The 26,059-nt window shown below is 33.4% G+C and carries 28 protein-coding genes and 1 other RNA gene; 12 read left to right on the forward strand and 17 right to left on the reverse strand.

Features of this window, described 5'->3' with window-relative positions; translation table 11 throughout:
* Positions 1 to 22: 22 nt before the first annotated feature.
* Positions 23 to 334 (reverse strand): DUF805 domain-containing protein, encoded by a 312-nt coding sequence (locus GTR01_RS02885; protein WP_160136355.1) that lies wholly within the window; start codon positions 332 to 334, stop codon positions 23 to 25.
* 77 nt (positions 335 to 411) lie between these two features.
* Between GTR01_RS02885 and GTR01_RS02890 the strand changes: the two genes are divergently transcribed.
* The 5 genes from GTR01_RS02890 to rimM all read left to right on the forward strand — a co-directional run bounded on the left by GTR01_RS02890 (position 412) and on the right by rimM (position 3,408).
* Positions 412 to 861 carry a GreA/GreB family elongation factor gene (locus tag GTR01_RS02890; RefSeq protein WP_160136356.1) on the forward strand — a complete coding sequence of 150 codons (450 nt, stop codon included), beginning with the start codon at positions 412 to 414 and terminating at the stop codon, positions 859 to 861.
* 229 nt (positions 862 to 1,090) lie between these two features.
* Positions 1,091 to 1,600 carry a nitroreductase gene (locus GTR01_RS02895; RefSeq protein WP_160136357.1) on the forward strand — a complete coding sequence of 170 codons (510 nt, stop codon included), beginning with the start codon at positions 1,091 to 1,093 and terminating at the stop codon, positions 1,598 to 1,600.
* 3 nt (positions 1,601 to 1,603) lie between these two features.
* The gene (locus GTR01_RS02900; protein WP_160136358.1) at positions 1,604 to 2,188 is read left to right on the forward strand and encodes a hypothetical protein; all 585 of its coding nucleotides are present in this window, start codon (positions 1,604 to 1,606) and stop codon (positions 2,186 to 2,188) included.
* Positions 2,189 to 2,296: 108 nt separating this feature from the next.
* Positions 2,297 to 2,851, forward strand: a complete 555-nt coding sequence (locus tag GTR01_RS02905) for a 30S ribosomal protein S16 (protein ID WP_160136359.1) — start codon at positions 2,297 to 2,299, stop codon at positions 2,849 to 2,851.
* Positions 2,852 to 2,865: 14 nt separating this feature from the next.
* Complete coding sequence (gene rimM, locus GTR01_RS02910; protein ID WP_160136360.1) at positions 2,866 to 3,408, forward strand: ribosome maturation factor RimM; 543 nt, start codon at positions 2,866 to 2,868, stop codon at positions 3,406 to 3,408.
* Between the two features lie 65 nt (positions 3,409 to 3,473).
* Here the strand turns inward: rimM and GTR01_RS02915 are convergent, their stop codons facing one another.
* The 4 genes from GTR01_RS02915 to GTR01_RS02930 form a co-directional block, all read right to left on the reverse strand.
* The gene (locus tag GTR01_RS02915) at positions 3,474 to 4,388 is read right to left on the reverse strand and encodes a helix-turn-helix domain-containing protein (RefSeq protein ID WP_160136361.1); all 915 of its coding nucleotides are present in this window, start codon (positions 4,386 to 4,388) and stop codon (positions 3,474 to 3,476) included.
* 102 nt (positions 4,389 to 4,490) lie between these two features.
* A complete protein-coding gene (locus GTR01_RS02920; protein ID WP_160136362.1) occupies positions 4,491 to 5,330 on the reverse strand; it encodes an SDR family NAD(P)-dependent oxidoreductase in 840 nt (279 codons plus the stop codon).
* Between the two features lie 119 nt (positions 5,331 to 5,449).
* Positions 5,450 to 5,566, reverse strand: coding sequence for a helix-turn-helix domain-containing protein (locus tag GTR01_RS02925; protein ID WP_160136363.1), 117 nt, complete (start codon positions 5,564 to 5,566; stop codon positions 5,450 to 5,452).
* Positions 5,567 to 6,242: 676 nt separating this feature from the next.
* The gene (locus tag GTR01_RS02930; RefSeq protein ID WP_160136364.1) at positions 6,243 to 7,172 is read right to left on the reverse strand and encodes an XRE family transcriptional regulator; all 930 of its coding nucleotides are present in this window, start codon (positions 7,170 to 7,172) and stop codon (positions 6,243 to 6,245) included.
* Positions 7,173 to 7,277: 105 nt separating this feature from the next.
* Here GTR01_RS02930 and GTR01_RS02935 point away from each other — a divergent pair, with 105 nt between their 5' ends.
* The 6 genes from GTR01_RS02935 to rpoN all read left to right on the forward strand — a co-directional run bounded on the left by GTR01_RS02935 (position 7,278) and on the right by rpoN (position 12,290).
* Positions 7,278 to 7,928: an LA_2272 family surface repeat-containing protein gene (locus GTR01_RS02935; RefSeq protein WP_160136365.1), complete on the forward strand. Its 651-nt coding sequence runs from the start codon at positions 7,278 to 7,280 to the stop codon at positions 7,926 to 7,928.
* A complete protein-coding gene (locus GTR01_RS24740; protein ID WP_262885739.1) occupies positions 7,925 to 8,047 on the forward strand; it encodes a hypothetical protein in 123 nt (40 codons plus the stop codon). Before GTR01_RS02935 ends, GTR01_RS24740 begins: the two co-directional genes overlap by 4 nt.
* Positions 8,044 to 8,496, forward strand: coding sequence for a hypothetical protein (locus GTR01_RS02940; RefSeq protein WP_228452140.1), 453 nt, complete (start codon positions 8,044 to 8,046; stop codon positions 8,494 to 8,496). Before GTR01_RS24740 ends, GTR01_RS02940 begins: the two co-directional genes overlap by 4 nt.
* 11 nt (positions 8,497 to 8,507) lie before the next feature.
* Positions 8,508 to 9,107 (forward strand): CDP-alcohol phosphatidyltransferase family protein, encoded by a 600-nt coding sequence (locus GTR01_RS02945; RefSeq protein WP_160136366.1) that lies wholly within the window; start codon positions 8,508 to 8,510, stop codon positions 9,105 to 9,107.
* Positions 9,108 to 9,218: 111 nt separating this feature from the next.
* Positions 9,219 to 10,667, forward strand: coding sequence for an asparagine--tRNA ligase (gene asnS, locus GTR01_RS02950; RefSeq protein ID WP_160136367.1), 1,449 nt, complete (start codon positions 9,219 to 9,221; stop codon positions 10,665 to 10,667).
* A gap of 159 nt (positions 10,668 to 10,826) precedes the next feature.
* Entirely contained in the window at positions 10,827 to 12,290 is a 1,464-nt protein-coding gene (gene rpoN / locus GTR01_RS02955; RefSeq protein WP_160136368.1) for an RNA polymerase factor sigma-54, read from the forward strand.
* Positions 12,291 to 12,374: 84 nt separating this feature from the next.
* Here rpoN and GTR01_RS02960 read toward each other — a convergent pair whose 3' ends face one another.
* The 10 genes from GTR01_RS02960 to GTR01_RS03005 form a co-directional block, all read right to left on the reverse strand.
* A complete protein-coding gene (locus GTR01_RS02960) occupies positions 12,375 to 12,743 on the reverse strand; it encodes a cysteine peptidase family C39 domain-containing protein (RefSeq protein WP_160136369.1) in 369 nt (122 codons plus the stop codon).
* A 15-nt stretch (positions 12,744 to 12,758) separates the two neighbouring features.
* Positions 12,759 to 13,994 (reverse strand): DUF6625 family protein, encoded by a 1,236-nt coding sequence (locus GTR01_RS02965; protein ID WP_160136370.1) that lies wholly within the window; start codon positions 13,992 to 13,994, stop codon positions 12,759 to 12,761.
* Between the two features lies 1 nt (position 13,995).
* Positions 13,996 to 17,046: a lantibiotic dehydratase gene (locus tag GTR01_RS02970; RefSeq protein ID WP_160136371.1), complete on the reverse strand. Its 3,051-nt coding sequence runs from the start codon at positions 17,044 to 17,046 to the stop codon at positions 13,996 to 13,998.
* On the reverse strand, positions 17,043 to 18,143 hold the full coding sequence (locus GTR01_RS02975) for a lanthionine synthetase LanC family protein (RefSeq protein ID WP_160136372.1): 1,101 nt from the start codon (positions 18,141 to 18,143) through the stop codon (positions 17,043 to 17,045). The genes GTR01_RS02970 and GTR01_RS02975 overlap by 4 nt, the downstream gene beginning before the upstream one ends.
* Before the next feature lie 46 nt (positions 18,144 to 18,189).
* Positions 18,190 to 19,107, reverse strand: coding sequence for an LLM class flavin-dependent oxidoreductase (locus GTR01_RS02980; protein WP_160136373.1), 918 nt, complete (start codon positions 19,105 to 19,107; stop codon positions 18,190 to 18,192).
* A 61-nt stretch (positions 19,108 to 19,168) separates the two neighbouring features.
* A complete protein-coding gene (locus tag GTR01_RS02985; RefSeq protein WP_115970152.1) occupies positions 19,169 to 19,354 on the reverse strand; it encodes a class I lanthipeptide in 186 nt (61 codons plus the stop codon).
* Positions 19,355 to 19,525: 171 nt separating this feature from the next.
* A complete protein-coding gene (locus GTR01_RS02990) occupies positions 19,526 to 20,365 on the reverse strand; it encodes a carboxypeptidase-like regulatory domain-containing protein (protein ID WP_160136374.1) in 840 nt (279 codons plus the stop codon).
* 395 nt (positions 20,366 to 20,760) lie between these two features.
* Complete coding sequence (locus tag GTR01_RS02995) at positions 20,761 to 22,386, reverse strand: AMP-binding protein (protein ID WP_160136375.1); 1,626 nt, start codon at positions 22,384 to 22,386, stop codon at positions 20,761 to 20,763.
* A gap of 59 nt (positions 22,387 to 22,445) precedes the next feature.
* Complete coding sequence (locus GTR01_RS03000) at positions 22,446 to 23,120, reverse strand: beta-carotene 15,15'-monooxygenase (protein WP_160136376.1); 675 nt, start codon at positions 23,118 to 23,120, stop codon at positions 22,446 to 22,448.
* Positions 23,113 to 23,604: an RNA polymerase sigma factor gene (locus GTR01_RS03005; RefSeq protein WP_027374652.1), complete on the reverse strand. Its 492-nt coding sequence runs from the start codon at positions 23,602 to 23,604 to the stop codon at positions 23,113 to 23,115. The genes GTR01_RS03000 and GTR01_RS03005 overlap by 8 nt, the downstream gene beginning before the upstream one ends.
* Positions 23,605 to 23,890: 286 nt before the next feature.
* On the opposite strand from GTR01_RS03005, the gene rnpB reads away from it, so the two are divergent.
* Positions 23,891 to 24,214: RNase P RNA component class A (gene rnpB / locus GTR01_RS03010), an RNA gene on the forward strand.
* 61 nt (positions 24,215 to 24,275) lie between these two features.
* Here the strand turns inward: rnpB and GTR01_RS03015 are convergent.
* Together GTR01_RS03015 and GTR01_RS03020 are read right to left on the reverse strand one after the other, a co-directional pair.
* Positions 24,276 to 25,145, reverse strand: a complete 870-nt coding sequence (locus GTR01_RS03015; protein WP_160136377.1) for a polyphosphate kinase 2 family protein — start codon at positions 25,143 to 25,145, stop codon at positions 24,276 to 24,278.
* Positions 25,146 to 25,483: 338 nt separating this feature from the next.
* Entirely contained in the window at positions 25,484 to 25,948 is a 465-nt protein-coding gene (locus GTR01_RS03020) for a DUF1573 domain-containing protein (RefSeq protein WP_160136378.1), read from the reverse strand.
* Positions 25,949 to 26,059: the final 111 nt, after the last annotated feature.

Below are 26,059 nucleotides of genomic sequence, written 5' to 3' on the forward strand. Positions count from 1 at the left end.
GTAAATATTGTACAAGGCTTTTTTATTGGATAGGAGCTTCTCCGTATTTGTTTTTTCCAGTATCTCCTTCGTTAATAAGCATCAGAAAACCATAAAAAGGGATGAGCTGATACCAGCCGCTTTCTCCCATATCGTGACACCTTTTGGTTCCCTGTGCGAACAGGAAAAGCAGTCCTGGAATAAGTACAAAGATTGAAATGGTTAATAATAATAAAGGAGGAACTATTCCCTTACAAAGTTTAAGTGTTGTTGTAATTCCGAAATCAATCAATAAAGTGAGTGCATATTCTTTATTGGAGATTCTCCCTTCAAAAGCAAAAGGATTTTTAAACATGATTCTATTTTAGTTTTTATAATTTCAAAAGTATAAATTATTTTTAAAATATTATCTTTATATAAAGAAACGATTCTATGGAGAAGATTGTATTTGAAAAAAGCGACATTAGAGACTTCGTAAAAAACACCATTGCAGAAAAAATTGAGAAACTTAAAAACTTCATCGAATTTACTCTGGAAGCCAGTCGTGATATCAAGAAAATACCGAAATATGACAGTATGCGGGAAGAAATGCAGGAAGAAATCTACCAGATGCAGCGTCAGTTGGGTGCTTTAAATGATCTCAAACGAAACATGGGCAAAGTTCTGAATACTGCAACAGATCGTATTCAGATCGGTTCTTTGGTGATAACGAATAAGGCTCGTTTTTATATCTCTGTGTCGTTAGGTGAATTTTTCTTTGAAGGTGACCGGTTTTATGCCATTTCTCCTGAAAGCCCCATGGCCAAAAAAATGATGGGAATGAAAGCCGGTGACGAATTTACTTTGAACAAAATTCATCAGAAAATAGTGGAAGTGTTGTAGATTTGTCAATTGTAAATTTAGCATCACAAATGAATAGGGAATTAATGTTGTCTGCAAAAATTGAAAAGCGCAGCAAATTGCCCATTCCCATTGACTCTGATATCATTTCTCAGCCAATACCACATTTACCACTCGAAACCTTGTACCCCGAATCTCGTACCTCGAACCCCGACTCAAAATCTTTCCCCATTCTCCTGTAAATTAACTAACATGTCGTATTTTTGTCTCTATGAAGAAAGCAGAAGTTTTAAAAGAAATAATAGAGCAAAGAAGAAGTATCTTCCCAAAAGATTATACTGACGCAGAAATTTCTCAGGAGGTTATTGATGAGATCTTACATTCGGCAACTTTGGCTCCCAATCATAAGCGTACTAAACCTTGGCGTTTCAAAATATTTAAAGGAGAAGAGAAAGCAAAATTGGCTTCAGAAATGCAGACTATCTATAAGGCTACTCAACCTGAGCAACTTTTCCTTGAGAAAAAATATAATGATATTGGCTTTAAAATTAATAAAGCTAATGTAGTGGTTTCTATTGTTGTTAATTTCAGTGGAATGGTTCCTGAATGGGAAGAGATTGCGGCCACTTCAATGGCGGTTCAGAATATGTATTTAAGCTGTACAGCAAATAATGTTGGTTGCTACTGGAGTTCTCCAAAAATTGTTGATCATTTGAAAGAATCTCTTACCATTGAAGAAAATCAGAAATGTCTGGGACTTTTCTATATGGGAGAAGTATAATGGATGAAGAATATTTACCGTAATTATAATGAAGAAGATCTGATTGTTGCCTATCTTCATATGACGGATCATACCGGCACAATAAATAATGAGATGCGTGAGGTGATCAATCAAAAATTTGATTATAATGAATTTGTAAGTAAAGCTGAAAACCGAAAAATTCTGATTAAAGAAAAGGGTAGGGTTGCTTTTGAAGTTTATCACAGTGTACAGAAAGATGAAACAATCTATTCTATTCTTAACAATATTTCATCAGAAATGATGGATAAAGAGGAATTGAAAATTTTTATTCTTGAAAAATTTGATCAATTTTCAAGAGTGAAAGAAAATGACAGGATTGATAAAAAAACGATTTATAGAAGTCTTTTAGGAATTATTATAGCTTCTATTAATGGTTTACTTTTTCTTTATACTATACTTTCATTTACTTCTGAATTTTCATTCTTTTTACTTATACCGATTTATATCTTAAATTATTTGGTGATTAGATGGATTACAAAGAAAACCAGAGATAACATCATTGTATTTTTAGCTGTTTTGATTTCTGTTATTATTTCAACTGTTTTGCCTTTTATTTTGTTGGTTTGAAAAAAATATGAAATTATATCAATTTAAGATTATCTAATTGGAAAATTTATTCTATCTTTGCACTCTTAAATATTTAACTGGGACGAGTTCCCGTAAAATTCAAACATTATGTCAGTAAAAATCAGATTACAAAGACACGGTAAAAAAGGAAAACCTTTTTTCCACATCGTGGTTGCAGATTCTAGAGCTAGAAGAGATGGTAGATTCATCGAGAAACTAGGAACTTACAACCCAATTACTAATCCAGCAACTATCGAGTTGAACGTTGATTCTGCTGTACAGTGGTTAAACAACGGTGCTCAGCCTACTGATACTGCTAGAGCTATTTTATCTTACAAAGGTGCTCTTTACAAAAAACACTTACAAGGTGGTGTAGCTAAAGGTGCTTTTGATGAAGCTGAAGCTGAGAAAAGATTCAACGCTTGGGTAGAAGCTAAAGATGCTAAAGTACAAGGTAAAGTAGAAGGTTTAGCTACTGCTAAATCTGATGCTAAGAAAGCTGCTTTAGAAGCTGAAGTAAAAGTAAACGAAGCTAGAATTGCTGCTGCTGCACAAGCTGAAGCTGATGCTAAAGCTGCTGAAGAAGCTGCAAACGCACCTGCTGAAGAAGTTGCTACAGAAGGAGAAGCTGCTGCTGAAACTGAAGAAAACACTGAAGCTTAAGAACATTTCCGGTTATGCGTAAAGAAGATTGCTATTTGTTGGGGAAAATAACACGCAGACACGGACTTGCGGGCAACGTTATCCTTAAATTGGATACCGACCAGCCTGAGCTTTACAATAAATTGGAATCAATATTCGTTGAAATCAACGGATTATTGGTTCCATTTTTTATTGCAAAATCATCATGGAGCAAATTAGATGCTCTGAACCTTGCGTTCAAAAACTCTTCTGAAGCTATGGTAGACCAGTCTTTAGGCAAAAATGTTTACCTTCCGTTAGCTTCTCTTCCCAAACTTACAGGGAAACAATTCTATTACCACGAAATCATTGGATTTGAAATTCTTGATGAAAATGATAACAACTGTGGAGTGATCAGATCTGTAAACGATCAGACGGCACAGGTGTATTTCATCACCAATCTGGATGGAAAAGAAGTAGTAATCCCTATGATCAAAGACTGGATTCTTGAAGTTAACCGAGAAGAAAGAACGATCAAAATGGTACTTCCTGAAGGTCTTATTGACGTTTTTCTAGTTCCTTCTAAGAAAGACGAATAAATTTCTATCTTATTTTTCTATTCTTCTTCCCAAGAATAAACTATTTACCTATTTCAGGTAATAATTTAATTAAACAATTTTCTGAATTCTCCAGGCGATTGCTTGGTCTTCTGTTTAAAGAGTTTACTGAAGGACTGCGGATGTTCAAAACCGAGTTCATAGGCAATTTCACTCACTGATAAACTCGTTGTGCTTAAACGTTCTTTTGCTGAATCAATTAATTTATTCTGAATATGCTGCTGTGTGTTTTGTTGTGTATGAAGACGAAGTAAGGTTCCAAGATAGTTGGGTGAAATATTCATTTGTTCGGCGATACACTTCACAGAGGGAATTCCATTTTCTATCAGGCTTCCGTTTTCAAAATATTGGGAGAGAATCTCTTCAAATTTATAAAGCAATTCATGACTTGATTTTTTTCGGGTAAAAAACTGACGTTCATAAAAACGGTCAGAATAAATCAGTAATGATTCAATCTGTGAAATAATCAGTTCCTGTGTGAATCTATCTGTGTTTGACTGATATTCACGTTCAATATTTTTAAAGATTTCAATCATGATATTTTCTTCTTTATCTGAAAGAAAAAGGGCTTCTTTCACCTGATAACTAAAGAAATCGTATGATCTTATTTTTTTGGTTAATGAGGTATTCCAAAGAAAATCAGGGTGAATCAGCAATAAAAATCCTGTAGGCTCTACCTGGATATTCTGTCTTATTTCCAGACTTAAAAATTGTTGTGGTGAAACGAAGCACAGTACTCCCGAATCAAAATCATACTGCTGTTGCCCGTAATTGAATTTTTGATGGACATTTTTCTTTAATCCGATTGAATAAAAATTCTGAATCCATCTCAATTCTTTGTCTTCTACAATATAATGCACTTTACTGTAATCTATCAGACTGATCAGAGGGTGCTCAGGATTTGGAAGATTACAGAAAGCATGAAAATCTGCAATAGAATCAAAGCGGATGGGTGTTTTCATAATAGCTAAGTTAACTGTTTTTTGTGAAAAGTATAAATGCATTGTTTCAGAAATCTTCAACTCCGCTCAGCATGAACGAAGATGAAGGATTTCATGATGATATTAAATGGCTGTTGAAACAGTCAGCTTCTCCCATTTTTCAGCATCTTTCTTTAAGATATCAATTTTATTATTGAGAAATTCCATTGTTCCTACGCCTAATAATAAATGAACAGGAGGATTTTTCTCTTTACTGATCTGAATCAGAACATCAGCTGCCTTTACGGGATCATTAGGTTGGTTACCATTAATTTCATTAAGGTGAGCCTGCTCAGAAATTCTCGCTGCTTCATAGGCCTGAATAGGATTTGAAGGGGTTTTCACAGAATCTTTATGTAAGAAATCCGTACGGAAGTATCCAGGGTAAACAACTGTAGCATGAATTCCAAAATCTTTTACTTCTTCCGCCAATGCTTCTGTAAATCCGGCAACCGCAAATTTTGTTGAACAGTAAATTCCCCAGCCCGGAAAATTTGCTGAATATCCACCTACAGAAGAAATATTGAAGATGTTTCCTGATCTTTGCTCACGAAGATAGGGAAGGGCATTTCTGATGACATTTAATGTTCCGAAAACATTCACTGCATAATTTTCTCTAGCCTCTTCATCAGTAAGCTCTTCCAGAGTTCCAATTTGTCCGTATCCTGCATTGTTGACTACTACATCGATTTGCCCGAAATGTTCCACTGTTTTTGAGATCACAGATTTTATGTCATCGTTGTCTTTAATATTGACATTAAGTGGCAGGAAGTTTTCAGATGTTTTTCCAAAGGCGGAAATTAGAGATTCAACGGTACGGCTGGTAGCCGCAACCAGATATCCTTCGGATAATAATTTTTTTACCAATTCGAATCCCAAGCCCTTTGAAGCTCCTGTCACAAACCATACTTTTTTTGTTTCCATTTTTAAATATTTTTTGTTTAAATGATGGTACAAAGATGAAAACTTACACTCATGAAAATGTAGCCGAATCGGAGAATGATGTATCCAAATCGTGAATGCTCATTCTATTTGAAAAGATTTCAGCGAACTTTCAGTAGCTTTCTGAATTTCAATGGTGTGATTCCAATATTTTCTTTAAAATACAGGGTAAAATGACTTTGATCTGCAAAACCGCATTCCAGAGCAATATCTGTCAACGAAGATGCGAATTGAGAAGTTCAATTGATTTATTAATTTTTAATTTCCGGAGATATTCTCCTAGATTGCAATGGAAATATTTATGAAATTCTCTGCTTAAATGAATAGGATGGATGTTCAACGCCTTAGAAAGCTCAGACAGATTAAGGGTTTCAACAACATTTTCATATAGAATCTCATTAATCTGACCTACCCACAGCGGTTTTCTTTCTTTCTTTGATTTCCCTCTCCTGGGTTAATTAACTGAAAAGGTGTAGTAATAGCTGACTGATCGCCATTTCAAAAGATGTACTATTGGTTTTTGTTTCTTTAAAAATCTGCTGAACCAATAATTTGAAGGCCGGATTTTTTATATTGAAGCTGCCTTCAATCTTGTTTTTCTGAAGATCAAAATGCTCAAACCAATTTTGAGTGATTTTAATGTGGAAACCTCTGGTTTAATATTATAGTGCGGATCTTCCCAATGATGATACTATAATGTTCCTGCTGAGCATCCGTATGTTTCTTTTTTGTTTCTTTCTGTCATATTACCTTGAAGGAGAAAAGTAAAGTATGCATTTTCGTGATAATGCCAGTCCACTTAAGGATGAGTATATTCGGTATCAGTGATCGTTAATCCTTCTAAATTGATCCTTTGATTGGTTTCCCCAAAATATTCGCCGTTACAAAGACTTTTCATGATAGATTTTGTTTTAATTGGTCAATCTGTTCATACATTTTATTAAAAAATTTTTTCCTGTCACGATTTCCTGAAGTATTCAGTGATTTTGAATTTTTAATCTGATGCTCAAAATAATTCAGCGTTTCCTGGCAGGTCTTAGCATCATTTATTAAGATATATCCAAACATATTTGTAGGCAAAGCAAAAAGTGACTGCTGTGGGTGATGGAAAAAAATGTCATTGGAAAGATGCATCAACTCATTTTCGTATAAGTGGAACTTTGGATTGTTTTCTGTCTTTTGCTCGATGTATTCTATCAACTCTCTTAATTCCTGCAAAATAATTTGTGCTTCGTTTATTTTCAGAAGATCGGTTTCGTAATAAAATAAAACTTGTTGTAAAATACTGGAAACTGTCATATCATTCCATAATTCAGCAACATTTTGCTCTTCATATATTCTTCTTAATTTTTGAGTGTCGGCTTCAAATTGTGGTGGAGAAAACTGTAGAAAAGGGATAAAAACCTGTTTGGCATTTAGTAAATTCATCCAGACATAAATCTTAAAACGGGAAAGTAAAGTATCCGAAAGGGTATAGAAAAACGGAATATCCTTTGCCGAATAATAAATGGTCATTTTATCAGAAATGGGTAAGTTTTCAAAAACACTCAGATTATTCTGAAAGAAAGACTGGAGATCCTCTGTTGTAGTAACAGCAGAAGTTTTTTTAACCAAAATCTGATGATCTGAAGAGAGAAATTGATCTAACGAGATCTGGTAATATTTTGCCAACTCCAGAGCTTCTTCAAAACTGAATTTTGCTTTCAGGGAAGTTCTTCTGTGGGCAGCATCATAGCTAATATTAAGAATATTGGCAATCTCATCATTCAATGATTTATCACCGATTCTTCTTCGGATTTCCTTTAATAATGCTTCTTGGTGCATGTTTTTGCGATTTTCACAAATTTACTATTTTTTTTAATTTTTTTTCACATTTAATACTGGGTTTTCTGCTGATAATTTTGAGCTATAATTTTAAAATCATGAGTTATGAAAGCACAATTTTTTTTAATACCAATGCTTTTATTCGGTAGTCTTATATATGCTTCAGACACGATAAGTGTTGATTCGTTAAAGCACAGATTCATTGCGGCTTCTCCTTCAAAAAATATCAAAAATGTAAATGGGCTTCTGTTTAAATATTTTGATCAGGAAGAAAAAATGATTCCCAAAAAAGTCAATGGGTTGGGAATGGGATTTAATCCTTTAGGACTTTTCTTTCCTGCTTTACTTATTGTGTATTTGCCTGGTGCAGATCGATGGAGCTTAAACAATGATTATGGAGTTGTTCCTGAAAACAAAATGAATAAAATTAATGGAGTTCAGTTGTCATTGATTAATATGGAACCAACGATTACCAATGGGTTGGAGATCAATGTTTCCAGTAATATCAATACGTATGCGGTAACTCATGGAGTTGCTTTTTCTCCTATTCTCAATTTTCATCATGAAATAAAAGGGGTTTCTGTAGCTCCATTGGCCAATGTAGGGCAAAAATGCAGAGGGCTTCAGATTGGACTTTATAATAGTTGTAAAGATTTCCGGGGCATCCAGATCGGCGGATGGAATGAAAACGGAAAACGAAAATTGCCTTTTATCAACTGGAATTTTAAGAAACAAAAAAACAATGATCAACCATGAAAAATTTAGTATTAATTGTGTTTACAGCAATAGGATTGAGCCTGAATTCCTGTGTCAGTTTCAGCAGAAAAATGATTCAGGATGACCTTTTGGAGCTAAGAAAGAAAATGTTCAGATGATTGATGGACAATATGAATATAAAGGCTATGAACATATTGTGAATAACAATACAAAATCTGATAAAATAGGAAGTGTTGGAGAAATGTTGGCTATGAAAAATGGAGAAGTGAGGGATTTTGATAAACTCATTATAAAATCAGTACCACTAGCGAAAAATAAAATATATGAAGTACAATTCATTTTTTTGAAAGATAATACTATTGGATATACTTTTAAATATAAAGCTAAGTTGAAGAATGGTTTGTTTTTACTGGATAACTTCACTTCTCATTGTGATGAAATTCCTTATTTGTTTGGAGGCTGCCGTAATTTTCAGTCAAGAATAGGTTTGACACAAGATCATAACCTTCTTATTCAGGATTATTATGATAACAATGGAGCCTTATTACTCTTTTTCTGGTCAGGATATACCATCAATTACGCAGAAAAATATAAAAGAATTAATTAAAAATAAATATCATGAAAAATATACCTTATCTATTGATCTTATCCCGTTTTATTTCAGCTTTTGTTATTCTGTATCTGGGATATTATGTTGGAGATTCAGCCAGAAAATATATTCTGATCCTAATGTATCTGGGATTGTTTACTGATATTTTTGATGGAATTATAGCCAGAAAAACAGGTGTTTCTTCAGAAAAATTAAGAAGATTGGATAGTCAGACCGATCTTGTCTTCTGGTTATCTCTGGGCTTTGCTTCTTATTTCCTGAATCCGGAGGTGATAATTAATGAATGGAAAAGCATTCTGTTGATCTTTATCATGGAGGCCTCATGTTATATTGTAAGTATCTGGAAGTTTAGAAAAGAAACCTGTACGCACGCTTTTATATCTAAAATGTGGGGACTAAGCCTACTGCTTGCCTTCACTTATCTTATAGGTTTTCAGGAAGCAGGCTGGGCTTTTAATTTAACAGTGATTCTGGGGTTAATTTCCCATCTTGATGTTATTCTGATTATTATATTCCTTCCGAAATGGCAATATGATGTTCCGAGCTGTTATCATGCCTTGAAAATCAAGAACGGAAAGCAGCGAAAAAAGACCATTTTCTTTAATTAAAATAGTAAATAATTGATAAATGATTTTTAAAGAGGGCGCAATCATCAAGTTGCGCCGTTTTTTTGTAACTTTGCAACCATTAATTTTTATACAAAAATTTATTATCAACAAATGAAAAAGCAAACGATCAAAGAAATCCTAAAGGATTACAAGAAAGTATTACATCATGACATTACAGTTTACGGATGGGTAAGATCATTCCGTGCTAATCGCTTTATTGCACTTAATGATGGTTCTACGATTAATAATTTGCAGATAGTTGTTGATTTCGAAAATTTTGATGAAGAACTTATCAAGAATATTAGCACAGCTTCTTCTCTTAAAGTTGTAGGTGAAGTAGTGGAAAGCCAGGGAGCAGGACAATCTGTAGAAATTGTTGCTAAAAAGATTATTATTTTAGGAGATAACTTTACAGAAGAGCTTCAAAGCACCATTCTTCAGCCTAAAAAACACAGCTTGGAGAAACTTCGTGAGCAGGCACACTTAAGATTCAGAACCAATTTATTTGGAGCTGTTTTCAGAGTGCGTCACGCAGTGAGTTTTGCTGTTCATTCATTCTTCAACCAAAACCAGTTCTTCTATATCAATACTCCAGTTATTACAGGAGCTGATGCTGAAGGAGCAGGAGAAATGTTCGGAGTTACCAACTTCGATCTGAATAATATGCCAAGAACTGAAGAAGGCGAAATTGATTTTGCTCAGGATTTCTTTGGCAGAAAAACCAACCTTACCGTTTCAGGACAGCTTGAAGGAGAAACTGCAGCGATGGGATTAGGAAGAATCTATACATTCGGGCCTACTTTCCGTGCAGAGAACTCAAACACTACAAGACACCTTGCAGAATTCTGGATGATTGAGCCGGAAGTGGCTTTCAACAACCTTGAAGATAACATCGATCTTGCAGAGGATTTCTTAAAATATGTAATTCAATATGTATTGGATCACTGTAAAGATGATCTGGTGTTCTTAGACAACCGTTTTGCTGAAGAACAAAAGTCAAAACCTGAAAAGGAAAGAGCTAAAGAAGGTCTTATTGAGAAACTTGAAAATGTAATTGCTAAACGTTTCAAGCGTGTGAGCTATACAGAAGCTATCGAGATTTTAATGAACTCAAAGGAAAACAAAAAAGGAAAATTTGCTTACCCTGTTGAAAGCTGGGGAACAGATCTTCAGTCTGAGCATGAAAGATTTTTGGTTGAAAAACATTTTGAGTGCCCGGTTGTATTATTCGATTATCCAAAAGAGATCAAAGCTTTCTATATGAAGCTGAATGAAGACAACAAAACGGTAGCTGCAATGGATGTTCTTTTCCCAGGTATCGGTGAAATCATCGGTGGATCTGAAAGAGAAGCAAGATTAGACGTTTTAAAACAGAAAATGGCAGATATGCATGTAGATGAGCACGAACTTTGGTGGTATTTAGATACCAGAAAATTCGGTTCTGTACCCCATGCAGGTTTTGGTTTAGGATTAGAAAGACTCGTTCTTTTCGTAACAGGAATGACGAACATCAGAGACGTAATTCCTTTCCCTAGGACACCGAAAAGCGCTGAATTCTAGAAAAATAAAAAAAAGCCTTCATCATCAGATGAGGCTTTTTTTATTTTTCAATAGTTTATTATATTAAAAGTATAAAGCAAAAATCATGCTAAATGTATTTTTTATCAAATAAATTTATTAAATTCGTAGAATATGTTATGTTAAAACGCCAATATTAATATGCTTAAACAACACTTACAACTCAAATTAGGACAGAAGCTGGCTCCTCAGCAGATCCAGTTGATGAAGCTTATTCAGCTGCATACTCTTGAATTTGAAGAGGAGTTGGAGAGAGAGTTAGAAGAAAACCCTGCTTTGGAAATTGCCAAGGAGGATTCTAAGGAAGATGAGTATTCTTCCCTGGAAGACGCTTATCAGGATGAGGGTACAGAAAGCATTGAAACAGACTTCGACGTTAACGAATATCTTTATGACGACGAACCAAGCTATAAAACTGCATCCAGTAACTACTCTCCGGATGATGAAGAATTTGATAATGAAAGTCTTTTAACGGAAGGACAGTCCTTATACGATTATCTTACAGAACAGATTCATCTGGTCAATATCAGTAAAGAAGATCTGAAGATTGCAGAATACCTGATCGGGAACCTTGATACGGATGGATATCTGAGAAGAGAGATCAAATCGATTGTAGATGATCTTGCTTTTTCACAGGGAATTTATACTACAAAAGAAAAAGTAGATGATATCCTTGAAAATTATGTTCAGAAGCTGGATCCGCCTGGGGTGGGTGCCAGAGGACTTCAGGAATGCCTGTTATTACAGATCGAAAAGAAAGTAAGCTTTGATAAAGCTGTTTCTTTAGCTGCCAATATCCTGAGATTCCAGTTTGATGCTTTAACGAATAAGCATTATAACAAGATTATCCAGAAATATGATATTGAAGAAGATGACCTGAAAGATGCTTTGGACGAAATTTCAAAATTGTCACCAAAAGTAGGAGGAAACTTCGATACTCAAACGATCACCATCAACCAGGAAATTATTCCGGATTTTGTGATTCAGGTGAAAGATGGACAGGTTATTCCAATGCTTAACAGTAAAAATGCACCTACATTAAGAGTTTCTGAAGAATATAAAGACATTCTTACAACGTATTCTCACGATAAAAATTCTTCTGAGCACAAACAGGCTGCTTTGTTTATCAAGCAAAAATTAGATGCTGCAAAATGGTATATCGATGCAATCAATCAGCGTCAGAATACCTTATTGCAAACGATTACAGCCATTGTTAAATTCCAGAAAGATTATTTTATTACAGGTGATGAGAAGTCTCTGAAGCCAATGATCTTAAAGGATGTAGCAGATATTACCGGATTTGATATTTCTACCATTTCAAGAGTGGTAAAAAGTAAATATGCAGATACTCCAAACGGTATTGTTTACCTCAAGGATCTTTTCTCAGATAGTTTAACTAATGATGATGGTGAAGAGGTTTCTACTAAAGAAATCAAAACTCATCTTCAGGAGGTTATTAATAAAGAGAATAAGAGAAAACCATTGACAGATGATGCTTTGGTTGTCATTTTAAAAGAACAGGGATATAATATTGCCAGAAGAACGATTGCAAAATATCGTGAACAGCTTAATATTCCGGTTGCAAGGTTAAGAAAAGAATTATAAAAACTTGTAACATATCCAACAATATAAAAAGGTGAACAAATAATGTTCACCTTTTGTTTTTATATGATTCGATAAGTATATCTATTACGCTATCAGAAATACAGTATCACTTATTCTTTTGAAAAGACTGAATGTATTGATCTGTTTTCCAAATTCTTTATTTTCCCAATATACTTTTCCGTCTTTATAATCATTAATCAGCGCAAAACTACCACCATTGATTTTTAAGAATGCAATAGCAGGAAAAGGCAGCTCTTCCAGATCTTCATGTTCCAGTTTTACTACCATGGCTTCAATATCAAAATCATCTTTTAATATATTATAAAAACTGAAAAAATTGTAATCTTCCACTGGAATATGGTAGTCTTTTATTTTTTTTGTTTTTATATTTTGTTGTATAAATTTTTTCAACAAAAAATTAAAAGAAGTTAAGTAGTTATTTTTTTCAATCATAAATGCGGGTAGTTTTTAATAAATATAGTATGCATTTTCACTGATACGGCTTAGAGGATTTCTTATACTTATCTTATAAGGAATGCTTTCTTCATTTTTGAAATGAAAATCAATCGTACTAATTACCTTTTTACTTTTTCCTATCCACTGATTATCTTTAAGCTTATAGAGAGAAAATTGATTGTAATGAAGATTTTGTTCTAGTATATTGAGAATAATAAGTTTGTTCTGATCTTGCGGATAAAATATAAGATGAGATCTTCCAATTTTATACGACTGTTCTTCAAGAAAGTTAATATGTTGTTTTTCAGTATAGGAAAGAAGCTTCGATTTGAACAATAAAAACCTGTAATAGATATGTCTGTTATTTTTCTTTATTTTTTCCTTTATTTTCTTTAAGGAATAGGTGAACTTATTGAACGAATAATTGATTCCCTTCGGGGAAATTGAAAAATTACCTTTAGATCTAATCGGATCAATAAAGAAATACGGATTATCTTTAACATTGATAAGGTGAATCAATAGGTATTGCTTTTCAGTTATACTGTTAATAATATTTCCTTCTATCCAATGATGAACAACTCCTGAATAGGTAAATTCCTGTACTATATTTTTATGGTAATATTTAATTTCTTTTTGAAGTTCGAGTCTTCTTAAAACAAGGGTAAAGCTTTCAATTTCCGTAGTAATATCTGTAATGTCTTTGGTGTGAACAAGGTCAAACTCAAAGTTGCATTCATCAAAACAAAAGTGTCGTCTATTTTCTAAAATATGAGCGTAATCTTTACTTTGTTTAAAAAGATTAATGCATTGCTCATTGTTTCTGAATAAAGTAAAGAATCCGGCGGGATAATTTTTAAGAGGCGAGATCACATCATATTTTTTCAGCATTTTCTCGGTAATAAAATATCGGATATTGCCAAAAACAATATCAATATCACAATATCCCCAAAAGTCATAATTTTTCAAATATTTCTGAAAAATAAGACCATAAGTAGGTTTAAAATCACATAATTTATAACCATCCAAAATATTGATAGAAAGATTCAGCTTTTCACTGGCAATTTTACTGAATTCATTTAGATCATTTATTTTTATAAAATGGACATTAGCTATATGAAAAGGGGCTTCCAAATTGGTAAATATGAAAAAATCTACATCCGAATTGTATTTGCAGCTAAACAAGAAATGGTCGAAATAGGAAGGCCAGCTTTTCCCAAAATAACAGTTTATTAAAGCAATTCTAGTCATTCTATGTAAGTCTTTTCATATTTAATAATGAATCATAACTTTTGTGTAAGAAATAATACAAAATAGATTCATAAAGATTAGGTTTTGAGGCAAACATTCTGTTGATAAACATGTGAATGTAGCTTATTACTAACGATTTAACCATTTGTTCAGGCTGTAGCTTTCTAATGTCAACAATATAGCCGGCAGTTCTTTTTGTTCTGAGGTTTATTATTTTATTAAAGTCACTATTTTCTGTCAAAAGATTGAGAAGATCACTTCTATTGTTTCTGTATTTATCTTTTAGGGCTGTTTTTGAATCTTCATCCACCATATTCCCGTATCCATGGGCTAGCTGGTTCATGATATCTCTCTTTTCAGTTGGGGTATAGCCAAAATCATTCAGGATTCTGTCAACTCCTACAACGGCCAATTTCCAGGTAACTGTTTCCGTTAATTCTGCTTCTTTTAATAATGAACAAATACACTCACTGTCAAAATGGAAAATACTCTCCATGTGATCAATGGTAGATTCTCCATATCGTTCAATCTCTCTGTTGTAGGTATCCATAACAATTTTATGGATAATCATTTCCTGAGTCAAATATTTATCAAGTAGCTGATAAACCTGATTTGAAATGCTATGATTCTCAGATGAAGTTAAAAAACGAAGCCTGATATGGTGATCCGGATCATTATATCGCATGAAAAACCATTTTTTGATGACACCTTTTTTAATAAGGCTATTGGCGAATTTACAAATGACATTTTTGATAATTTGATCGGTCACTTTTGGACTACAATAGATCTTATAGAAAAGCCATTCGCTTCCCGGAACAAAATTTCTGGTCACCGTATTTTTAACGGTAGGGATTGATAATATTTTATTTTTTTTACTGCTTATATTATTCCATGGAATAAGAAACTCATTGCTGTGTATATTTCCATCGATATCTTTTACGATACTTTCATACTGATGAGAAAGATTTTCAAAAACCCGTATATTCTTTTCTTTAGTAAGATGATCCAGCAAAATTTCCAGAGAAACATTCTCATTCATAAATACAGGAAGCTCCATATCTCTTTCTGCAAAAGTAAAGATCTCAGGAATTTTCCTTTCCTTTAAATAATCTCTGAAACTGCTTATAGATGGTTGTTTTCCATTAAAAATTTTCTCATAAGACAGATGCCATGATGTTCTTGATAAAATAACATTATTGACCATGACCCTTGGAAGATAATCATAATTGGTGAACATCCCCCAATTCCATGAATAAGAAGGAGTTGCATTCTGATACTGGAGATCACAAAGAAAATGATAAAGAGGTACTTTATGTAAATTATAATTGTGAGCAGATGAAAGACTAGGAATAACTTCTTTATTGTATTTTTTGGAACGAAGAACAATTCTATCATTTTTGATAGAAATCATCAGGTCATTCAGATAAATAGGCTCACTGCCAGTGTTATGAGGAGTAAGAATTGGGATTTCGTATTTTCTTAAACAGGGTCTAAGAAGAATATTTCCAACTCTTGGTTGTGGAGTATGAGCAATTTCTGCAATGATTTGATTTTCAAAGAAATTTTCTTCCTGCAATAAAGCCGCTTTTACAGATTCTTCCAACTGGTCATCCAGATGACAAAAGCGTCCGATAAACGTTGATGATGACGGCCCATCTGTGAATTTATTGAAAATAATAGGTTGTTTTTCCTGATCCTCATAAATTTGTACCAGCGAAGACATTGAAAATGGTACATTCTTATCTTCATGTAAAAAGGGTACCAAATCATCCTGTGTAAGCTGTATTAATTGATTATTGTTTTGGACAGCATCAATTAATTTTTTACCTAAAAATTCATTCCACTTTAGAGATCCCCGAACTACATTGGAAGTATTTTCAGATTTAAATTGAATTCCCTCAGTCAAATCAGGAGTGTCATGATCTGAATGTAATGGATAATTGATACCTGACAACGGATCAAGCGCTAATAATAAAGGGATTTCCTGCTGATCGTATCTTGCTGTAAATGTTTTTTTGAAATTTTCAAGTGCATCAATAGTGTCCTCTGCTCCAATTTGAAAGGCTAAGGAAATTACCTTTTTAAAATCTTTAAAAATATTCTTATTAAGTGAATTCGAGGTATTGCCTTTTAATAAATCGGTCTGAAGAATGTTTTTCTTGCTGCTTATAATCCCTATGGTATTTAATATTTGATAAATCTTATCAATAGCATTACCAATTTCGTAGGTTTTATTTACTTCCTGTACAATTTCAAATATGGAAATTAGTTTAGTTATAAGCTGTGCATCATCACTATCTTTTTCCGAAGCAGGGATCTTTATTTCTTTTAAAAACTGATAGATAGAATCCTGATAATGTTTATCCGTCACTTTTGGAAAAAGTTCACTAACAAGAATTTTTGAATCGATAAGTTCATTGATATAGTCAAAACTATCTTCATAAGAAATACCTTGATTAACCAATATCTCTATTATAGATGGAAGTTTTAGTCCACTTTGACAAGCTTTTATAATAGAGTTTAGGTATTTATTTTTTTCTGTAGAAATAACTTCATAGCTCAGCCTTCCATCTTTTGATGAAGGTTCAATATAGCGATATTTGTTTTTAGTGCTGTATATCGTATTGTTAGGATAGAATTTACAGGATTGTCTTATAAATATTTTTTGATCTAATATTTCAACAATATCATGGATAATTTGCATGTCTAATCTGGCGTGCACTTTATCCTGTTTTTTATCCAATGTTACCAGGGTATGATCATCCCATTGTCCCATGCTTACTCCGGCATTGGTACCAAATGGAATCGTTCTGAAATGAATTCTTAGCCAATATTTAAGTAAAGATTTCTTCATTTTATCAACTTTCTCCTTTGGAAGTTTTTTTTCATCCCAAAGAATAAGCTGACTATATAAGTCTGGTGAAGATAGATAAATGGCTTTTCTGAAACTTTCTGTATTGAGATCTTTTTCCCACTCTTCAATATTTGTTTGTGGAAATGAAGGAGTTCTCAGCACATAAAAGTTTAATCTTTCTATATCGTTATATTTCATCCTATGTTCATTAAATAAATTTTATCCCAATCCTTAGCTTTGTCAGGATATTGATAATCCAATAATACCATTCCTACTCCGGAAATACCTTCCAGAAGCCCGGTGTGTTCTATCCATACATCATTTTTAGGATCATAAGGGAATTTTATTCCTTTTTCCAGTTGTTGCAATGTAATAGACATCCAGTAATCGTGAGCCTCTTTGAGTTCCTCTCGTTGAAAAATTTTGAAAAATTTATTGAAAATATGAGATATCCCCGATGTACCATGACAGATCCCTGTGTCGATACAATCATGTGTTGTACTAGAAAATACGCCCGATTTATCCAATCTGATTTTTGCAGAATTTAAAATCATATAAAGGCAGATGTCTTTAAGATTTTCATCTTGCAAAACGATATAAGCCTTCCATATGCTAAGTGCTACACCTAAATCGCCATAGCACCATGCCAGCCTGTTTGATAATTGTTTTTCACCGGTAACCACATTGATCTTGGAAGGAAATATATGGGTTGCATTTTTATTTTCTTCATAGAGGTTTATAAGAAAATTAACAGTTCCTCTGATTAATTTCTCACAGGTTTCTTTCTCACAGTTTTTATCATAACATTCTGCTAAAAAAGAAATGATGGATGGCAAACCATGCGCCAGACCAAGATCGCAGATATTATCCTCTTTTACTATATGATCAATCCAAAAAAATGAATTGTTTTGTTCATGTTTTAAATGGTCAATATATGACACTATTTTTGCTACTGTATCAAATCTTTGAATTTCAATGAAATAAAGACCTAATCCAATAAGACCTGTGAATAAATCATATTCTTTTTTGTCTACACAGGTAGCAAGTAATTCTAAGAAAAATTCGATGGAATCTTCTTCTATTGCATCAATATCTTCATCAGTAAGAATGTCGGCAGTATGTAAAAGCCTCATAAAATAGGTTACCGCCAGACTGCCACTGGCAAATGAATAATAAGGAGCTTCAGAAGCCAGGTCGATGAGGGTTTCAACTCTTTCAATCTCTACATCCTCATGGTAAAATAGTGAATAATAACTGCTACCCAGGCTGAAAGTAATATTTTCAGCTGTGTCCACATTACATTTTTTTGAAATTTCGTTTAGAAAAAAATCAATTTTATCTTTATACATATTGGCTTAATATTTCGATAGCGGTTAAAGAATCCTTGTGTGTTCTGGAGATATTATTAAAGATAAATTCATTATATCCGTAAAGTTCTTTGAACTCCAGAAGTTTTTCATGAAAAAAGTTTCCGTCCCCGATAAGATTTATATTATTTAAATCATCATTGGTACTGCTTTTGGCAACTTTTATCGCTTTTTGTTTTGTTTTATGACAGCAGCCGGAAAAGGTCAATACCATTGAAGGTTCTTTTCCATGTTTTGCTTTGTATTCTGCTTTAAAGTTTTGTAACTCTTCTTTTAAATAGTCTTTGTTGGATCCTACATGAAATATAGATCTCGCAAAGTTAAGATCATGCTGTAAAGACACATTTAACCCAGAATGTGAAGAGCCCATATACCATACATCAGGAATATTACCTTTATAAGGCGGAATAATTAAATCCTTTTTAAGAAATTCACTTTCTTCCCTTAAGAAACTTAAAGTAGATTCCAGTTTTGGAAGGAAAGATGAATAATAGGTATCCTTATCAACACCTGCATTAAAGTATTGAAAATCATATTCACCTACCAGACCTTTTACAAATCCAAGATCTATTCTTTTAGGGTATAAGCTGGACAACAGTTTGTAATTATGAGCTACTCTGAATGGACTTTGCAGAGGCAGAATAATTCCTGCAATTCCTATTTTAATTTTATCTGTTAATCCTAATAAGATGGGAAGCAGCATTTCAGGAGTAGACCAGGCCATATCATGTGCTTTTGAAAAATAATTTTCAGTAACCCAGAATCTTGAGAAACCTATTTCGTCTGCTCTTGTAGCATAATCGATAATGTCGTATAATGACTTTTTAGAATTGTTGAGTGAATTTTCTCTGATCCCAAACTCTAAAAGACCTATTTTTAATTTTTTTGCCATGATAAGCTTTTAAAAGCAGCTACTCCCTGGGGAGTAGCTTTCTTTTGTAAAATGTTCTGATTTAGAATGATCCGCAGATACATGCATTAGAAGATCTAGTACTTCCTGCTGTACATGTCCAGTGTGTACAGTCTGCAATAGATGTAAATGCTAATTTTCCTGCCTTTACAGACTTCATTTCATCAGAGTTCAATTGTGATAACTTCTCTTTTTTAAGAGTTAACTTTTTTGTAAGCTTTTTGCTCATGGTTAAAAAATTTAAAATTTACCTACTCGTTAGCTTTTCGGTTTCCGCTTTATATGTATTAATTATAATACCTTATTGATGGATAATGTTAAGTGTAAGACATTGTTTGGAAGAATAACTGGAGGTTTTAAAAATCCTCAAAACTGAGTGTATTCTTTTTTATTCAACAAATTAGTCGCGTTTATTTTTAGTGTAATTAACATCTATATTTGAAATAAAACTTCCCATGCTGGTTTCCCAATTTCCTTGACTCTGGTAGTGATATAACAGATCATTTGACAATGTCTTCTTGGCTGATATTCCAAATATGAAATCTATATCATCCTGAGGAATACTTTCTACAAGTTGTAAGGTAATAGCTAGTTTATCCAGATGAGTATAGATGAGTTTATATTCTTGCAGATCAATGGTTTGCCAGCCTGTTGTGGTCGTTTTGAATATTATATTTTCATTAAGAAGTGATTCATAGGGTAATCCATCCTTAACGCTATATATATTTAATTTTAAAGTAATTTCTTTAAATCTTGAACTGGGAATAATATGAAAACTATAGCTGTTAAGCTTAGTCCAGTTATAGATACTGAATATTTGCCCTTGTTCAATGGTAGGAACGTTTTGATCAAACATTTTAGAGAAGGTAAACATAGGTCTTTTTTTTACCCCTATAATTTCTTGTTTAGTTTTCTGTCCGGTTAAATTAATTTCCCGGATGGGATTCACCTTTCGGCTTAATTTGATATCGGAATTCTTTATGATCTGATTTACTGTAATTTTTTTACTTTCATATCCGCTTGCTTCAATGATAACATTTTCATTTTTATTGGTATCATTAGGAATTTCCAAAGAATATTTACCATTGATATCGGTAATAGTACTTATTTTTTCTTTCCCTATACTGATTGAACCGTATGAAATAGCTTCTCTATCTTCATTCGTGACAGTACCTGAAATTTTTTGTGAAAAAACACGTATAGTAAGTAATAAGGCGCAGATGGCCATTACAATTCTCATCGTTGGTTATTAGATTTTTAATTATTAATTTTTGTTTAGCCAATATAGGAATTATTTCATATTAATCACAGGGGAAGGAATAAAATTGTAGTATTTTTTTAGTGAATATATTTTTTTTGACCGTAATATGTGTTTTGTTTTTATAATATATCAAAAAATAGTGTTGAATTTGTAAATAAGCAAAATCAGGCTGCAGATACTTATTGAAGGGGCGGTAAGCTTACATATATTCAAAATAATTCTAATTTTAAGGATATATATAAATTACAATTTCATTTTTTATAAAAAAAAATAAAATTCACCTTGAATTAGGTGAATTTTTTGTCTTTTTTGTTTCATTTTTTTAATAAAAATATGATTTTTTTATAGTGAGGATGCTTGACCGATATTTTTCGTTATAAATTTTTCACATTTTCCAGCCCCAATTCCTTCATAGAAATCTCCCGCATTTCCACTTTTCTGATCTTTCCAGAGATTGTCATTGGAAACTCATCTACAAATTTCCAATATTTCGGAACTTTATAATGGGCAATTTTTCCTTTACAATAATCTAAAAGTTCAGCTTCAGTAATCGTAAATCCTTTTCTTACTTTTACCCATGCCATTACTTCCTCTCCAAATTTTTCACTTGGGATACCAATGATTTGAACATCCAGAATATGGGTATAGGTGTATAAAAAGTCTTCAATTTCTTTAGGGGAAATATTTTCTCCACCGCGGATGATAAGGTCTTTAATTCTTCCGGAAATGGTAATATATCCATCCTTATCCATCACTGCCATGTCTCCGGTGTGCATCCATCGGGCATCATCCAGTACTTTCTTTGTGTTTTCAGGATCATTCCAATACTTGAGCATCACAGAATATCCTCTTGTACAAAGTTCACCATGTTCACCACGCTTCAATATTCTTCCATTCTCATCAACGATCTTTATTTCAAGATGATCCTGAACTGTTCCCACCGTACTGACTTGTTTTTTTAACGGAGTGCCAATTAAAGTCTGAGTAGATACCGGTGACGTTTCTGTCATTCCATAACATATACTCATTTCTTTAATATTCATCAGGCTTTCTGCCTTTTTCATGATTTCAGGAGGGCATACAGATCCGGCCATTACCCCGGTTCTTAAACTTGAAAAATCATAAGATTCGAAATTTTTTACAGCAAGTTCGGCAATAAACATGGTAGGGACACCGTAAAGAGAAGTGCATTTCTCATCCGAAACAGTTTTTAATGTAATATCCGGATCAAAACTGTCATTAGGGATGACCATACAAGCGCCATGAGTTGTACAACAGATATTTCCGATGACCATTCCGAAGCAGTGATAAAAAGGAACAGGAATACATACACGATCTTTTTCCGTATACTTGAGCCGGATACCAATAAAATATCCGTTATTTAAAATATTATGATGGGAGAGGGTAACACCTTTTGGAAACCCTGTAGTTCCTGAAGTATATTGAATATTAACAGGATCATCAAATTGTACATGTTCCTCGAAGCTGTGAAGTACCTCATCAGAAATATCCTGTCCATTGTTAACAAATGCTTCCCAGTTATCATCAAAGAAAATTTCATGCTCCAAAGTTGGACATACTTCCTTAGCATATTCAACCATTTCTTTGTAATTACTGGTCTTAAAGCTTAAAGATGAAAAAATAAAACGAACCTCAGATTGATTCAGTACATAGGTAAGCTCATGGGTTCTGTAAGCCGGATTGATATTCACTAAAATGGTTCCTATTCTGGCTGTTGCATACTGAAGAAGTACCCATTCATAACGGTTGGAAGACCATATTCCGATTCTGTCACCGGTTTTAGCTCCTAAAAATATCAATGCTTTGGCAATAGCGGTGGTTTGATTGTAAAATTCCTGATAGGTGGCTCTGTAATCCTGATGAACACAGACAAGTGCTTCTTGGTTGGGGAATTTTTCGACAGTACTTTTCAGATTTCCTCCAATAGTCTGTCCTAATAATGGAACCTCAGAAGCTCCATACACATAAGATAAAGGCATAGTAAAAGATTTGGTGAAATAAAATTAACAATAATATCTTGAACTATAGCCTATGAATGCTAATTTTCCTGTGAATCGATCTCTTTGAGTTGTTTTAGGTTTTTATCAAGTTTCTTGATGATGCTTCCATACACCAGCTTGTAATAAAACCAGATCATGGATACAGCTAATAAAGTACTAACTGTAATTCCCACAATAATAATGGTAAGATTAGAGCTGCTAGGCTGGATATTTTGAGTATTTAAGGTATAAAAAATAAATGCAATCAATACAAACGTGAACATAAGAAGTAGCACAATACTGATCAGAATAAAAGCATTCACTGTCTTTTTGAAATTAATAATTCTGGTAATAAGACCTTTCAGATTTTCCTCAATTTTAATTTTTCGGTAATTCTGATAAAACTTCAATACAAAATAGGCTGTTATAAATAAGCTTAAAATTTTGATAGCAAGATAGAAATGTCCAAAATTATTTTCTACTTCTGTAGCTTCCTGTGCTCCCAATCTTTCCAGTACATTACGGAAACTATCAGATTCTTCTTCCTGAAAGAAGTAGAATAACCCTAAAACAGAAAATAATAAAAACTCAGCAACACTGATCCAAAAAATATACTTTACATAATTGCGTGATTTTCTATTCAACATCTGAAGAATTTCACTGTTGTCATATTTTGGTTGTACAGGCTGTTCCTGCCATGTTTTTTTAAAGCTATCTAAATCAAATTCAGGCATATTTTTCCATCTGTTCTTTAAGGGTTTTCTTTAATCTGTTCATTTTCACACGTGCATTAACTTCAGTGATTCCGAGGTTTTCTGCGATGTCCTTGTAAGGCAGATCATCAAGATACATCATGACAATGGCTCTTTCTATATTAGGAAGAGTCTTGATTACAGTATACAAAAGCGAAATTTGTTGTTGTTTTTCATCATCATCTTCCACAAAATCCTTGTGGTTGATGTCCAGTTCATTCGTAGGAAGGCTTTTGCTTTTTTTTCTAAAGAGGGTAATGGCTGTATTAAGCGCTACACGGTACATCCATGTTGAAATCTTGGAGTTTCCTTTAAAAGAATCATAACTTCTCCAGAGTTGTAGTACAATTTCCTGAAAAAGATCTTCTTCGTCCTCCAGCGAATTGGTATATAAGCGCGATACTTTAATAATCAAACCCTGATTATCTTTGATAAGCTGCGCAAATTCTTTTTCTCTGGAATTCATAGATGTATAATGGCACGAAGATAATAATAATGTGGTAATTGCGGAAGAATAATTATGGCGAAATCAAAGATAATTCTGATCATATCAGGAACCCTGAAGCTGGAGACTGAAAATTATTCTAAAGACTTACTTTAACAAACCTTAAAATCTGATCAGGCAGCCTGGAAAGAACTAATATAAAATGTCTGATAGTTCAACCTTTGTACCTCAGTGACTTCCAGTTTCTAGCCTTTAACTTCCAGCCTTCTTATACTTTTCCCGTGAAATTTCTGTATCTTTGCACTCGCGAGAAAATCGGCTTGTTGATTTCCCATTTATGGGAGGTAGGAAAGTCCGGACACCATAGAGCAGCAAAGCGGATAACATCCGTCACCCGTGAGGGTAGGACAAGTGCAACAGAAAGCAGGTACAGTTCGGCTGTAGTGAAACCAGGTAAACTCTTTGCGGTGCAATGGTAAGTATATCGGTTCTTTTCAGCAATGGAAATAGGGGCGGCTCGTCCTGAAAACCGAGGGGTAATCAGCTCAAGTTTTGCAGCAATGTAAGACGTAGATAAATAACAGGCGCTTCTTCGGAAGTACAGAATCCGGCTTATAGATTTTCTCGTAATTTTATAATGAAAATTTCATTGATAAAAAAAGTCCTCAGATCATTATCTAAGGACTTTTTTTTTATTCACTTTCCAACTGTTTCTTTGCAGCCTCTAAACCTGATTTTTCTTTATCTGAAAGTTGAGGATACTTTAGATTCATTTTTTCAAGAGTATCTATAATGATCTGAATTGCTGCAGTTCTTGCAAACCACTTATTGTCCGCAGGCAGAACGTACCAAGGAGCATGGTCTTTTGATGTTTCGTTGATTGCGGTTTCATAAGCTTCCATATATTGATCAAACAGAGCTCTTTCTGGAAGATCTCCCGCAGAAAATTTCCAGTTTTTTTCCTGTTCGTTGATTCTGTCCAGAAGTCTTTTCTTTTGCTCATCCTTAGAAACATGCAGGAAGATTTTAATAATGGTTGTTCCGTTTTGAGCCAGATGTTTCTCGAAGTTTCTGATGCTTTCATAGCGGTTTTCCCAGAATGTATTGTCAAAATCTTTTACAGAAGACCATGTTTTTTCATTTAAATTATATTCAGGATGAACTTTACATACTAAAACACTTTCGTAGTGGGAACGATTGAAGATTCCGATCATGCCTTTTTGAGGTAAAGCCAGATAATGTCTCCAAAGAAAATCATGAGAGTATTCCTTTGAACTCGGGGTTTTAAAGCTGGTTACATTACATCCTTGTGGATTTACACCTCCAAAAACATGTTCTATCATGCTGTCTTTTCCGGCTGCATCCATAGCCTGAAGTACCACAAGAAGAGATTGGCTGCCATCAGCATATAGCTTTTCCTGTAGTTCACGAAGTTTTTCTTTTTCCTGAATTAATAATTGTGTTCCTTCTTCTTTGGTAAGTTTTCCCTTATAAGAAGTAGAAGTTTTTTTTATTGAGAATTTTCCACTTACCTTAAAGTCGTCTGAGAAATTGGTGTCCATATATTTTTTTATTTAAAGATAAAAGATAAAAGATAAAAGATAAAAGATAAAAGATAAAAGATAAAAGATAAAAGATAAAAGATAAAAGATCTTGTCGCTAAACTACTATTATCTGTTTAAATAGTCACTGTTTAAATAGCCATGCGGATATCAACATCAATAGGGGCGGGCTTTAGCCCGGCCGGTTAAATAAATAAAAACTCCATTGGCTTTAGCCAAAACCTAAATGAAAGATTTGTATGGTGATGAAATACATTTATTTTGTTCAATATCTATTACCATAAATATAACAAAAAACCGCCTCCATAGAGACGGTTTCTTTATTTTTAAGTAGAGAATTACTTCGCAGCAGCTTTTTTAGCAACTTTAGCAGCTTTTTTCTCAGCTTTAGCAACTTCTTTCTGCTCAGCAGGAGTTAATACTTTTGGTTCAGGAGCGTTAGCATCTACGTTTCCTTTGATGTAAATTACGCTTCTGCTGTTAGCAGGGTCGTTAGAGAAAACTTCAATCATTTTGTTGAATCCACCTGTAAGGGCAGTGTTGTATCCAACTTTGATCTTAGCAGATTTCCCTGGCATAATCGGATCTTGGCTGAATTCTGGAGTTGTACATCCACAAGATGGTTTTACATTTGAAATGATCAAAGGCTTATCACCAGTGTTGGTTACTGTAAAGAATCTTGTACCATCAGAACTAGGCTTAATGTTACCATAGTCGAAAGTAGTTTTATCAAACGTAATAGTTTGTGCAGATGCTAGAGCAAATGTTCCGAATAATGCAATTCCTGCGATTAATTTCTTCATATTCTTGAATGTTAATATGTTTGTTAGATAAATTTTGTGAAACAAAGTTAAAAATTATTTTAATTCATGCTTAAAAATTTTTTTCTTTAGACTATTTTTGCAAATTGCAAG

The organism is Chryseobacterium sp. c4a (genome assembly GCF_009900745.1).
Lineage (GTDB): Bacteria > Bacteroidota > Bacteroidia > Flavobacteriales > Weeksellaceae > Chryseobacterium.